Annotated in this window: 9 protein-coding genes and 1 pseudogene; 9 read left to right on the top strand and 1 reads right to left on the bottom strand. The window is 67.0% G+C overall.

Features of this window, described 5'->3' with window-relative positions:
* Nucleotides 1–6: 6 nt before the first annotated feature.
* The 6 genes and pseudogenes from murC (at nucleotide 7) to lpxC (ending at nucleotide 7,118) form a co-directional block, all read left to right on the top strand.
* Nucleotides 7–1,452: a UDP-N-acetylmuramate--L-alanine ligase gene (gene murC / locus KME82_RS20170; protein WP_215495594.1), complete on the top strand. Its 1,446-nt coding sequence runs from the start codon at nucleotides 7–9 to the stop codon at nucleotides 1,450–1,452.
* Nucleotides 1,449–2,426 (top strand): D-alanine--D-alanine ligase, encoded by a 978-nt coding sequence (locus KME82_RS20165; protein ID WP_215495593.1) that lies wholly within the window; start codon nucleotides 1,449–1,451, stop codon nucleotides 2,424–2,426. Before murC ends, KME82_RS20165 begins: the two co-directional genes overlap by 4 nt.
* A pseudogene (locus KME82_RS20160) lies at nucleotides 2,423–3,103 on the top strand (cell division protein FtsQ/DivIB); the annotation flags it as partial. The gene KME82_RS20165 and the pseudogene KME82_RS20160, both read left to right, overlap by 4 nt.
* 56 nt (nucleotides 3,104–3,159) lie before the next feature.
* Entirely contained in the window at nucleotides 3,160–4,395 is a 1,236-nt protein-coding gene (gene ftsA / locus KME82_RS20155) for a cell division protein FtsA (protein WP_215495591.1), read from the top strand.
* A gap of 213 nt (nucleotides 4,396–4,608) precedes the next feature.
* Nucleotides 4,609–5,829 carry a cell division protein FtsZ gene (ftsZ, locus tag KME82_RS20150; RefSeq protein WP_036104606.1) on the top strand — a complete coding sequence of 407 codons (1,221 nt, stop codon included), beginning with the start codon at nucleotides 4,609–4,611 and terminating at the stop codon, nucleotides 5,827–5,829.
* A 380-nt stretch (nucleotides 5,830–6,209) separates the two neighbouring features.
* Entirely contained in the window at nucleotides 6,210–7,118 is a 909-nt protein-coding gene (lpxC, locus tag KME82_RS20145; RefSeq protein WP_215495590.1) for a UDP-3-O-acyl-N-acetylglucosamine deacetylase, read from the top strand.
* Nucleotides 7,119–7,402: 284 nt separating this feature from the next.
* Here lpxC and KME82_RS20140 read toward each other — a convergent pair whose 3' ends face one another.
* Nucleotides 7,403–7,858: a DUF721 domain-containing protein gene (locus tag KME82_RS20140; RefSeq protein WP_096415560.1), complete on the bottom strand. Its 456-nt coding sequence runs from the start codon at nucleotides 7,856–7,858 to the stop codon at nucleotides 7,403–7,405.
* Nucleotides 7,859–7,865: 7 nt separating this feature from the next.
* On the opposite strand from KME82_RS20140, the gene KME82_RS20135 reads away from it, so the two are divergent.
* The 3 genes from KME82_RS20135 (at nucleotide 7,866) to KME82_RS20125 (ending at nucleotide 13,123) form a co-directional block, all read left to right on the top strand.
* The gene (locus tag KME82_RS20135) at nucleotides 7,866–8,777 is read left to right on the top strand and encodes a M23 family metallopeptidase (RefSeq protein WP_215495589.1); all 912 of its coding nucleotides are present in this window, start codon (nucleotides 7,866–7,868) and stop codon (nucleotides 8,775–8,777) included.
* Nucleotides 8,778–9,318: 541 nt separating this feature from the next.
* Complete coding sequence (gene secA, locus KME82_RS20130) at nucleotides 9,319–12,039, top strand: preprotein translocase subunit SecA (RefSeq protein WP_215495588.1); 2,721 nt, start codon at nucleotides 9,319–9,321, stop codon at nucleotides 12,037–12,039.
* A 100-nt stretch (nucleotides 12,040–12,139) separates the two neighbouring features.
* The gene (locus KME82_RS20125; protein WP_252255846.1) at nucleotides 12,140–13,123 is read left to right on the top strand and encodes a Nudix family hydrolase; all 984 of its coding nucleotides are present in this window, start codon (nucleotides 12,140–12,142) and stop codon (nucleotides 13,121–13,123) included.
* Nucleotides 13,124–13,211: the final 88 nt, after the last annotated feature.

Below are 13,211 nucleotides of genomic sequence, written 5' to 3'. Positions count from 1 at the left end.
CAAAGCATGAGCACCGCACTCCGCCGCCGCCTGCAGCACACCGGCGACCTGGCCAAGGCGTTTCCGCGCGTGCATTTCGTCGGCATCGGCGGCACCGGCATGAGCGGCATCGCCGAAGTGATGTGCACGCTCGGCTATCAGGTGTCGGGCTCGGATACGGCCGACAACGCGGTGACCCGTCGCTTGACCGCGATGGGCGCGAACGTGCATCGCGGCCACGCCGCGGCCAACGTGCTCGGCGCCGACTGCGTGGTGGTGTCCAGCGCGATCAAGCGCGACAACCCGGAACTGATGGAAGCGCGCGCCCAGCGCATCCCGGTGGTGCCGCGCGCGGAGATGCTGGCCGAGCTGATGCGCTTTCGCCGCGGCATCGCGGTGGCCGGTACCCATGGCAAGACCACGACCACCTCGCTGGCCGCGAGCGTGCTGGCCGAAGGCGGCATCGATCCGACCTTCGTGATCGGCGGCAAGCTGCTCGCGGCCGGCGCCAACGCCGGCCTGGGCGGCGGACAGTGGCTGGTGGCTGAGGCCGACGAAAGCGACGGCAGCTTCCTGCGCCTGAATCCGCAGATCGCCATCGTCACCAACATCGACGCCGATCACCTGGAAAACTACGGCGGCGATTTCGCCAAGGTCCAGGCCGCGTTCGAGGAATTCCTGCACCGGTTGCCGTTCTACGGGCTGGCGGTGCTGTGCATCGACGATCCGAACGTCGCCAAGCTCGCCGCGGAAACCCCGCGCCATGTGATGACCTACGGCTTCGACGAAACCGCCGACGTGCGCGCCGAAGACGTCAGCCAAACCGGCGGCGCGATGCATTTCACCCTGTGCCTGCCCGATGCGACCCGCACCGCGGTGACGCTGGCCTTGCCGGGCCGGCACAACGTGCAGAACGCGTTGGCGGCATGCGCGGTCGCCTGGCAGCTGGGCGTGCAGCCCGATGCGATCGCGCGCGCGCTGGAAAAATTCGAAGGCATCGGCCGTCGCTTCAATCTGCTCGCCGAGTTGCACACCGACAAGGGCGCGACCGTGCAACTGGTCGACGACTACGGCCATCACCCGAAAGAACTCGAGGCCGTGTTCGCCGCCGCGCGTGGCGGCTGGCCGGACAAGCGGCTGGTGGTCGCGTTCCAGCCGCATCGCTACAGCCGCACCCGCGATCTGTTCGACGATTTCGCCGCGGTGCTGTCGTCGGTGGATGCGCTGGTGCTGACCGAGGTCTATCCGGCCGGCGAAGCGCCGATCGCCGGTGCCGATGCCAAGTCGCTGGCGCGCGCGATCCGCGCGCGCGGCCGCATCGACCCGGTGGTGGTCGGCGGCGCGGGCGATCTGGCCGGCGTGTTGCCGGATGTATTGAACGACGGCGATCTGCTGTTGCTGATGGGCGCCGGCGATATCGGCGCGGCGGCGCAGCAGTTGGCCAGCCAGGGTTTCCAGGGAGAATCGAAGTGAGTCTGCAGTTTGCCCCGCTCCGCGTCACCGATCCGGCCGTGTTCGGCCGCGTCGCCGTGCTGATGGGCGGCACCAGCGCCGAGCGCGAGGTGTCGCTGGATTCCGGCCGCGGCGTGCTCGAGGCGCTGCGCTCGCGCGGCGTGGACGCGTTCGCGATCGACGGTATTCCGGCGCTGATCGAAGCCATTCGCGTGGGCGGCGTCGATCGCGTGTTCAACATCCTGCACGGCAACAAGGGCGGCGGCGAAGACGGCGTGCTGCAGGGCGTGCTCGAAGCGCTCGGCGTGCCGTACACCGGTTCGGACGTGCTCGGTTCGGCGCTGGCGATGGACAAGATCCGCACCAAGCAGGTGTGGATGGCGGCCGGCCTGCCGACCCCGCGCTATCGCCGCATCGCCAAGGGCGACGACGTGCACGCCGCGGCCCAGGCGATCGGCCTGCCGGTCATCATCAAGCCGTCCAGCGAAGGCTCCAGCGTCGGCGTGTCGCGCGTGCTCAAGGACGCCGACATCGACGAAGCGGTCGAACTGGCCGCGCGCTATCCCGGCGAAATGCTGATGGAGCAGATGGTGATCGGCGACGAGCTCACCGTCGCGGTGCTGATCAACGGCGACGGCTACACCGCGCTGCCGTCGATCCGGATCGTGCCGAAGGGCGAGTGGTACGACTATCACGCCAAGTACATCGCCGAGGACACCCAATACCTGTGTCCCGGCCTGGAAGGCGTCGAGGAAGCCGAAATCCGCCGCATGGCGATGGAGGCCTTCGTCGCCGCCGGCTGCAAGGGCTGGGGCCGGGTCGACGTGATGCGCGACCGCGACAGCGGCCAGCTGTATCTGATCGAGGTCAACACCGCGCCGGGCATGACCAGCCATTCGCTGGTGCCCAAGGCCGCGCGTCAGGTCGGGATCGAATACGACGAGCTGTGCTGGCGCGTGCTCGAGGCAACCGTGCAAGGAGGTGCGACGGCGTGAACGCCATGCTCCGCCTCGTCGGATGGTTGCTTGCGCTGGCCTTGGTCGCGCTGCCGGTCGTCGCCGTGCTCAACGGCTGGATCGGCGCGAACCAGTGGCCGCTCAAGCGCCTGCGCGTGACCGGCGAGTTCGAGCGGGTGGATGCGGCGGCGCTGCGCAAGACCTTGCTGCCGTACGCGCAGCGCGGTTTCTTCGCGGTCGATCTGGCCTCGGCGCAGGTCGCGGTCGCCAAGCTGCCGTGGGTCGGTCATGCCGAAGTGCGCAAGCGCTGGCCCGACGTGCTGGAAGTGACCGTGATCGAGCACAAGCCGTTCGCGCGCTGGGGCCAGGATCGTTTGTTGTCGGAGCAGGGACGTTTGTTTCCGACCGCCAACATCCAGGTGCCGGCCAACCTGCCGCAGTTCGCAGGGCCCGAAAGCCGGATCAAGGACGTGGTGGCGCTCTACAACGAATCGCGCGAGTTGTTCGCGCCGGTGGGGTTGGACGTGCGTCAGGTCGAAGTCGATCAGCGCGGCAGCTGGACCCTCGGCCTGGCCAACGGCGCGCAGATCGTGGTCGGCCGCAACGAGGCGCGCGCGCGCCTGAGCCGCTTCGTCAAGCTGCTGCCGCAGTTGATGGCGCAGCGGGTGCAGGTGCTGGCGCGCGCCGACCTTCGTTACACCAATGGTTTTTCGCTGTCGTGGGCGCCCGTGCAGGCGCCCGCGGCCGCACCGAAACAGCAGCAAGGACAGTCATGAACCGCAAAGGCGACAAGTCGCTGATCGTTGGCCTCGACATCGGCACCTCCAAGGTGGTGGCGCTGGTGGGCGAGTATTCGCCTGGCAACCCCATCGAGGTGATCGGCATCGGCTCGCACGAATCGCGCGGGCTCAAGCGCGGTGTGGTCGTGGATATCGAATCGACCGTGCAGTCGATCCAGCGCGCGATCGAGGAAGCCGAGCTGATGGCCGGCTGCGAGATCCGCTCGGTCTACGCGTCGATTTCCGGCAATCACATCCAGTGCCGCAACTCGCAGGGCATCGCCCCGATCCGCGACGGCGAGGTCACCTACGGCGATCTCGACCGGGTGCTGGACGCGGCCAAGGCGGTGGCGATCCCGGCCGACCAGAAGATCCTGCATGCGATCCCGCGCGACTACGTGCTCGACGATTCGCAGGAAGGCATCCGCAACCCGGTCGGCATGACCGGCGTGCGCCTGGAGGTGCATGCGCATCTGGTCGTGTGCGCGCAGTCGGCCGCGGCCAACATCAGCAAGTGCGTGCAGCGCTGCGGGTTGCAGGTCGACGATTTGATTCTCGGCGTGCTGGCTTCGAGCAACGCGGTGCTGACCAGCGACGAGCGCGAGCTCGGCGTGGTGCTGGTCGATATCGGCGCGGGCACCACCGACATCTCGGTGTTCGTGCAGGGCGCGATCGCGCACAGCGCGTCGTTGCCGATCGCCGGCGACAAGGTCACCGAAGACATCGCCCACATGCTGCGCACGCCGACGCCGGAAGCCGAGCAGATCAAGGTGCGTTACGCCTGCGCGCTGGCGCAGATGGCGACCGCCGAGGAATCGATCCAGGTGCCCAGCGTCGGCGATCGACCGCCGCGGCGCATGCCGCGTCACTCGCTGGCGCAGGCGGTGCAGGCGCGCTACGAGGAAATCTTCGAAATGATCCAGGCCGAACTGCGCCGCTCGGGTTTCGAACATCACGTCCGCGCCGGCATGGTCCTGACCGGCGGCGCGGCCAAGATGGAAGGTGTGGTCGAACTGGCCGAGGAAATGCTGCAGATGCCGGTGCGCGTGGGCATTCCGCAGCACGTGACCGGCCTGGGCGAAGTGGTCGGCAACCCGGTTCACGCCACCGGCGTGGGTTTGTTGCTGATGGGCAGCCAGATCGAAAACCCGCGTCGCCCGGTGATCTCCACCGGCCGCGCCGGCAGTTTCTTCAACAAGATCAAGAACTGGTATCGCGGCGAATTTTGACGGCCGGGAATCGGGAATCGGGAATTGGGAATCGTAAGAGCAACAGCAACAGCAACAGCAACATGCAACAGCACTGGCAGGTTGTGGCAGCGGTAGAAGCAACTAAAACTAAAACCAAAAACGTCGTAGAGGACGGCATCGAATTGAGGACGGAGCGCTTTTCCGATTCCCCATTCCCGATTCCCGACTCCCGGCACATAAGAGGACGAGAACATGGCACATTTCGAATTGGTTGAAAAAATGGCCCCGAACGCGGTCATCAAGGTCGTTGGCGTGGGCGGTGGCGGCGGCAACGCCGTGGCGCACATGGTCAGCGGCAACGTCGACGGCGTGGAATTCATCACCGCCAACACCGACGCGCAGGCGATCAAGAACTGCGGCGCCAAACTGCAGCTGCAGCTCGGCAGCAACGTCACCAAGGGCCTGGGCGCCGGCGCGAATCCGGAAGTCGGCCGCCAGGCGGCGCTGGAAGATCGCGAACGCATCATGGACGCGCTGACCGGCGCCGACATGGTCTTCATCACCGCCGGCATGGGCGGCGGCACCGGCACCGGCGCGGCGCCGGTGGTGGCCCAGCTCGCCAAGGAGATGGGCATCCTGACCGTCGCGGTCGTCACCAAGCCGTTCCCGTTCGAAGGCCGCCGCCGCATGCAGGTCGCGCTCAAGGGCATCGAGGAGCTGTCGCACCACTGCGATTCGCTGATCACGATCCCCAACGAGAAGCTGATCACCGTGCTCGGCCGCAACGCGACCATGATCCAGGCCTTCCGCGCCGCCAACGACGTGCTGCTCGGCGCGGTGCAGGGCATCGCCGACCTGATCGTGCGTCCGGGCCTGATCAACGTCGACTTCGCCGACGTGCGCACGGTCATGAGCGAGATGGGTCTGGCGATGATGGGCACCGGTGCCGCACGCGGCGACGATCGCGCCCAGGCCGCGGCCGAGTCGGCGATCCAGAACCCGCTGCTCGACGACGTCAACCTGGCCGGCGCCAACGGCATCCTGGTCAACATCACCGCCGGCCCGGACTTCACCATGGCCGAGTTCGACGAAGTGGGCCGCACCATCGAGGGCTTCGCTTCCGAAGACGCGACCGTGGTCATCGGCACCGTGCTCGACCCGGACATGCAGGACGAGGTCCGCGTCACCGTGGTCGCCACCGGCCTCAACCGCGTCGCCACCAAGCAGTCGGTGCGCGGTTCGGGGTACGAGCGCGAATCGCAGCGCGCGCCGATCCAACTGGTGCGCAACGCGACCACCGGTCAGCCCGAGTTCGGCGCGATGGACGACGTCGGCCATGCGCCGATGCCGAGCTTCGGCGGCAGCCTGCGCGGCAGCTCGCGCCAGGAACCGACCGGCCCGGCCGTGGCCGATTTCGGCAGCGACAACAGCTACCTGGATATCCCGGCGTTCCTGCGCCGCCAGGCCGATTGAGGTCAGGAATGAGCGCAAGGCCGTGAGAAAAGAGTAGGGCTGTCGCGCCTGCTTACCTCTCGCTCTTGTGAACTCGCTCCTGCTTCACGCACCACCCAAGGGCCGGACTCGTCCCCGGCCCGAGGCATCTTGCCCCGGCGTTACGCGCGGGGCCTTGGGCCGGTCGGCCCGACCCCGCAAAGGCGGGCCGACCGGTCAGTTTGACGAGCGCTGTTGACAACGGCGGGACGCTGTGTCCTTTTCGTTCAGGTTCAGCAACCCCCGTGCTAATCTTGCGCGGTTTCGTGCCAGTCCCCATTAGCTATCCGTCCGCCCGGACCTGTTCGGCCGTCGGCCGGCCAGCCAGCAGAACCAGAACACTCGCGGAAGTCCCCACGACCATGCTGCGTCAGCGCACTCTCAAGAACGTGATCCGCGCCACCGGCGTGGGCCTGCACAGCGGCGACAAGGTTTTCCTCACCCTGCGCCCGGCCCCGGTGGACACCGGCATCGTGTTTCGCCGCACCGACCTCGACCCCGTGGTCGAGATGCCCGCGCGCGCCGATTTGGTCACCGAAACCACCCTATGCACCGGTCTGACCTACGGCGTCGGCAAGGTCATGACGGTCGAGCACCTGCTCTCGGCCATGGCAGGCCTGGGCGTCGACAATTGCATTGTCGAACTGTCCGCGCCGGAAGTGCCGATCATGGACGGGTCGGCCGGTCCGTTCGTGTTCCTGCTGCAGTCCGCCGGCATCGCCGAGCAGGACGCGCCCAAGCGTTTCATCCGCATCAAGCACCCGGTGGAAGTGCGCGAAGGCGACAAGGTCGCGCGTTTCGAGCCGTTCGAAGGCTTCCGCCTGGGCTTCACCGTGGTCTTCGACCATCCGGCGATCCCGGCCTCGCAGTCGCGCGCGGAAGTGCAGTTCTCCACCGAAAACTACATCCGCGAAGTCAGCCGCGCCCGCACCTTCGGGTTCATGCGCGACCTGGAATACATGCGCGAACGCAACCTCGGCCTGGGCGGCTCGATGGACAACGCGATCGTGCTCGACGAGTTCCGCGTGCTCAACGACGACGGCCTGCGTTACGCCGACGAATTCGTCCGTCACAAGATCCTCGATGCGGTCGGCGACCTGTACCTCGCCGGCCACGCCATCATCGGCGCCTACGAGGGCTACAAGTCCGGCCACGCGCTCAACAACAAGCTGGTGCGCGCCCTGCTGGCCGAGCGTTCGGCCTGGGAGCTGGTCAGCTACAGCGGCTCCGAGCCGGTTCCGGTCGCTTACGGCGAACCCGCGCTGGCTTAGGGCCAGCTAGAAAGAGTGCAGGGCACTCTTTTCTCCAGGCCGCCCGCGTTCGCCAACCTGAACGCGCACCCCAAGCGGCCTGTGACGCCTGTCCGGGAAAGTCAGGAACGTTAACTCGATCACACTCGTGAACGGTGCGTGACGGCTTAACTAATTTCTAACGAAACTTTTCCGGAAAGCTAGTGAAGGCTTAACAAAACCCCCGGGTTGGGCCAGTAGGATGCCCCGACCCCGACACTCGGACCCCCGTCGGTACGCATCCCACCATGCGGCCCTACCGAGTGTCAGCCGGCATCGCTGGACCCCGACGGATCGGGTTTCTTCAACGATGCCAGCGCGGCCTGCAGCGACATGAGCGTCGCGGCCGACATGGGTTTGGCCTTCCGTACCGGTGCTGCCACCGGGTTCGGGATCGTCGTCTTGACGACGAATTCGGCCGCGTCCAGTCCGATGGATCGGGCTGCGTCGAGCAGTTCCGGAGCCGCGAGCCGCAACTTGGCCCGCCACACCGGGGCATCGACGACAAACACGAGCCTGCCGCGTTCGAAGTTGGCCAGCCGCGCATGCGCGGCGAGCGAAGGCGGCAGGTAGGGGCGTAACCGACGGTCCAGTCCTTCGAGCCACAGCGCTCGTCGGATCGGGTTGTTGCCGGCGGGGTCTTCGAGCAATGCATCCATGGCGATGCGCGGTGTCGAGGACTTTCGCGGCGGCGACTTCGGCTTGGGCTTGTAATCAGACATCGGACACATGACCTATCAATCCATCGTAAACAACACGCGCGTCAGGCTGGACCATCTGTTCCAGCAGGCCGGCCGGATCGGCGCCCGCCGTCCCGCCCTCGCCATGGCGCTGCTGCTCGGCACCGGTGTCGCCGTCGGTGCCGGCGCCGGCCTCGCCGACAACCGCATGCTACGCGCCGAACTGGCCCAGCAGCACGCGCAGATCGCCGCCACCCGGCTCGACGCGCAACGCGAGATCAACGCCCTGGCCGCGCGCATGGGCGAACTGCAGGCCGAGGCCAACCGCCTCAATGCGCTCGGCGAACGCCTGACCCGCATCGGCCAGCTGCAGGACGGCGAATTCGATTTCGACAAGCCGGTCGGCGTCGGTGGCGCCGGCCCGGTCCGCGACATGGCCAAGCCCGAGCTCAACGCCGGCATGGACAAGCTCGCCAGCCAGTTCAAGGCCTCCGGCGAGCAGCTCTCGGTGCTCGAGTCGCTGCTGTTCAACCGCCAGATCGACATGAACGCGGTGCCTTCGCGCGCCCCGATCGCCAACAGCTACATCACCTCCGGCTTCGGCGGCCGCGCCGATCCGTTCAACGGCGGCGCCGCGTTCCACAAGGGCATCGATTTCGAAGCCGACGTCGGCGACCCGGTGCTGGCCGTGGCCGACGGCGTGGTCAGCTACTCGGGCGTGCGCTCGGGCTACGGCAACGTGGTCGAGATCGATCACGGCAACGGCTACGTGACCCGCTACGCGCACAACTCGCGCCTGCTGATGAAGGTCGGCGAGCTGGTGCGCGCGGGCCAGGAGATCGCCAAGGCCGGCTCCAGCGGCCGTTCCACCGGCGCCCATGTGCATTTCGAGGTCTGGGAAAGCGGCCGGGTGGTCAATCCCGTCAAGTTCCTCAACCAGCAGTCGCCGCTCAAAGGGTGAAGCGGGCTTGCTTGCGAGCCACTGGCTCGCAGCCCGCTGAACGACCGCCGCACTGCGGCGGGCCGGAAGCGCACTCCCAAGCTCGCCGGTCGGCCGGCGATCCGACGCACACACACGCCGCAAATGCAGCAGCGGGCTAGAACGCCCGCTGCCCGGCAGTGCGCCGCGGCCGCGATCCCAAGCTAATCAGCAGCCGGTGCCCTAATCCGTAGGCCGGCAAGCAAGCGACCCCAACGCCCCGCCATCCGGCACCCCCAATCCCGAAAGTGTGGAATCGGGCAAAGTCCCACATTCGATCGGCGCACATCCCCCTTGATACCGTTCAGCACGCCCCCCACGCTAGAATGCGTGTGGCCAAAGACCAGGCTCGATCCGATCGGGGGCGCACGGCGCCCCTGATTTCGTTTTGCTGATTTCGTTTTGGGGCGGCGAAGCGGACGGATCGACCCGGTTGTCTGGATTCCCTGGGAACTTGCCGGCGCCGACGCGCTCTTAAGCGTCCCGCCTGTGCAATCCCCGTTCGCTTTACACGGACCCGTTCATGCTCAACAGCTTGCTTACCCGCGTTTTCGGCAGCCGCAACGATCGCCTGCTGCGTCAACTGCAACGATCCGTCGTCAAGATCAATGCGCTCGAGCCGGAGATGGAAAAACTCTCCGACGCGCAGCTGCAGGCCAAGACGCCGGAGTTCCAGCAGCGCATCGCCGCCGGCGAGTCGCTCGACAAGCTGCTGCCGGAGGCGTTCGCGGTCTGCCGCGAAGCGTCCAAGCGCGTGCTCGGCATGCGTCACTACGACGTGCAGCTGATCGGCGGCATGGTCCTGCACCTGGGCAAGATCGCCGAGATGCGCACCGGCGAGGGCAAGACGCTCGTCGGTACGCTGCCGGTGTACCTCAACGCGCTCGAATCCAAGGGCGTCCACGTGGTCACGGTCAACGACTACCTGGCCCGCCGCGACTCGGCGTGGATGGGCAAGCTGTACAACTGGCTCGGCCTGAGCGTCGGCGTGGTCTACCCGGGCATGCAGCACAGCGACAAGCACGCCGCCTACGCCAGCGACATCACCTACGGCACCAACAACGAATTCGGCTTCGACTACCTGCGCGACAACATGGCGCTGTCGAAAGACGACCGGTTCCAGCGCGGCCTGCATTACGCGATCGTCGACGAAGTCGACTCGATCCTGATCGACGAAGCGCGCACCCCGTTGATCATTTCCGGCCCGGCCGACGAGTCGCCGGAGCTGTACATCAAGGTCAACCGCATCGTTCCCTCGCTGAGCCGCCAGGAAAAGGAAGACGGCGACGGCGATTACTGGGTCGACGAGAAGGGCAAGCAGGTCTACCTGTCGGAAGCCGGCCAGGAACACGCCGAGGAACTGCTGCGCAAGGCCGGCATCCTGTCGGAAGACGACGATTCGCTGTACGCCGGCCACAACATCTCGGTGGTCCACCACCTCAATGCGGCGCTGCGCGCGCATGCGATCTACCAGCGCGATGTCGACTACATCGTGCGCGACGGCGAAGTGGTGATCGTCGACGAATTCACCGGCCGCACCCTGCAGGGTCGCCGCTGGTCCGACGGCCTGCACCAGGCGGTCGAGGCGAAGGAAGGCGTGCCGGTCCAGCGCGAGAACCAGACGCTGGCCTCGATCACCTTCCAGAACCTGTTCCGCATGTACAAGAAGCTGTCCGGCATGACCGGTACGGCCGACACCGAAGCCTACGAATTCCAGAGCATCTACGGCCTGGAAGTGATCGTGATCCCGACCAACCGGCCGATGCAGCGCAAGGATCACTCCGATCAGGTGTTCCTCAACCGCCCGGGCAAGTACCGCGCGGTGTTGGGCGAGATCAAGGCCGCGCACGAACGCGGCCAGCCGGTGCTGGTCGGCACGACCTCGATCGAAGTGTCCGAGATGCTCAGCCAGCAGCTCACCGAGGCCGGCGTCGCGCACGAAGTGCTCAACGCCAAGCAGCACGAGCGCGAGGCGAACATCATCGCCCAGGCCGGCCGTCCGGGCGCGATCACCATCGCCACCAACATGGCCGGCCGCGGTACCGACATCGTGCTGGGCGGTTCGCTGGAAAGCGAACTGGCCGAACTGTCCGCGCAGAACAACGGCGAGCCGGTGGACGAAGTCACCCACAAGCGCTTGAAGGCGGCGTGGCAGGAGCGTCACGACGCGGTCAAGGCGTCCGGCGGCCTGCACATCGTCGGCACCGAGCGTCACGAATCGCGCCGCATCGACAATCAGCTGCGCGGCCGTGCCGGCCGTCAGGGCGACCCGGGTTCCTCGCGCTTCTACCTGTCGCTCGAAGACAACCTGATGCGCATCTTCGCTGCCGACTGGGTGCAGCGCGTGATGGCGCGCATGGGGCTGAAGGAAGACGACATCATCGAAAGCCCGCTGGTGACCAAGCAGATCGCCAACGCGCAGCGCAAGGTCGAAGCGCACAACTTCGACATCCGCAAGAACCTGCTCGACTTCGACGACGTCAACAACGATCAGCGCAAGGTGATCTACGGCCAGCGCGACGAGTTGCTGGAAGCCGAAAGCGTCAACGAGAACGTCGAGGGCATCCGCGGCGACGTGGTCGCCGATATCGTCCAGCGCCACGTGCCGGCCAATTCGGTCGACGAGCAGTGGGACCTGCCGGGCCTGGAAGCGACCATCGCCCAGGAGTTCAACGTGCAGGTGCCGTTGGTCGAGACGGCGAGCAAGGCCGCCGAACTCGACGCCGAGTCGATCGCCGCCAAGGTCCAGGACGCGGTCGCCGAGCATTTCGCCGCGCGCGAGGTCCAGCTCGGCAGCGAAACCATGCGCATGCTCGAAAAGCACATCATGCTCAACGTGCTCGACCAGAACTGGAAGGAGCATCTGGCGCGCATGGATTACCTGCGCCAGGGCATCCACCTGCGCGGCTATGCGCAAAAGCAGCCCAAGCAGGAATACAAGAAGGAAGCCTTCGAGCTGTTCTCGGAGATGCTCGACAAGGTCAAGCGCGAAGTCGTGACCCTGCTGGCGCGCGTGCGCATCCAGAGCGAAGAGGAAGTCGCCGCCCTGGAAGCGCAGGAACGCGCACAGGCCGAGGCGCAGTTGCAGCAGATGCAGTTCCAGCACGCGAGCGCGGGCGGTTTCGGCGCCGACGAGGAGGCCGCGGAAGTGTCCGAGGAAGCCTTCGCCAATGTCGGCCGCAACGACGCCTGCCCGTGCGGCAGCGGCAAGAAGTACAAGCATTGCCATGGGCAGTTGGGCTGAAAGCGGCGGGAATCGGGAATCGGGAATCGGGAGTGGGAAAGCGAAAGCCGAGCCGACTCCCACGTCTGACGCGGCTCAGGCCGTGGCCCTCGAATCCCGAATCCCGAATCCCCAATCCCGAATAGTGCATGTCGTCGCGGGCGTGATCCGCGACGCGCGCGGGCGCATCCTGCTCGCGCGCCGCACCGAAGGACGCGATCTGGCCGGGCTGTGGGAATTTCCCGGCGGCAAGCGCGAGCCCGGCGAAACGCCGCAAGCGGCGTTGTCGCGCGAACTGCATGAAGAACTCGGCATCGAGGCCGAAGTAGGCACGCCGCTCATCTGCGTGCCGCAGGCCTATCCCGACAAACGACTGATCCTGGACGTGCGCGAGATCCGCGCCTGGCGCGGCAGCGCGCGCGGCCTGGAAGGCCAGGCCCTGGCCTGGGTGCCGCCGCACAAGCTCGCCAGCTATGCGATGCCGCCGGCCGATCGGCCGGTGGTGGCCGCGTTAGGACAGCCCGAGCACTACCTGGTCACGCCCGAACCCGGCGAGGGCGACGATGCGTGGCTGGCGGCGCTGTCGCGTTCGCTGACGGCCGGTGTGCGACGCGTGCAGTTGCGCGCGCCGGGCTTGAGCGAAGGCGGCGGACGCGACGCGCAGGGGGCGGATCGCTGGCAGCGTCTGGCCGCCGCCGCGGTCAAGCGTTGCCGGGCCGCCAAGGCCGAGGTGCTGGTCAACGGCGACCTGGCATTGGCGCGGCATCTGGGGGTCGGCCTGCACCTGCGCGCCGCGCAGCTGCGCGACTTGCGCGAACGCCCGATCGCCGCCGAACTGCCGCTGGCCGCGTCCTGTCACGACGCCGACGAGTTGCGCGCGGCGCAGCAGCTGGGCTGCGATTTTGTCGTGGTCGGTTCGATCAAGCCCACGCCCAGCCATCCGAGCGTGCTGGGGATCGGCTGGGAGGCTTTCGCTGCGCTGCGCGAGTCGGTGTCGCTGCCGATCTATGCGATCGGCGGGCTGACGCCGCAGGATCTGGGCGAGGCGCGCCGGCATGGCGCGCAGGGCATCGCAGCGATTCGCAGTCTGTGGGTCGAGGCTTGAGTGGAGCGGCCTGGGTAAGGCGGCTTGGCTCATGCGGACTGATAAAACCGATTCGGCGACGCCGGATCGAAAGACGCTCCTGGCTCAG

This window comes from Lysobacter capsici (assembly GCF_018732085.1).
Lineage (GTDB): Bacteria > Pseudomonadota > Gammaproteobacteria > Xanthomonadales > Xanthomonadaceae > Lysobacter > Lysobacter capsici_A.
The sequence above is the reverse complement of the archived record's forward strand: the minus strand, read 5'-3'. Positions and strand labels throughout refer to the sequence as shown.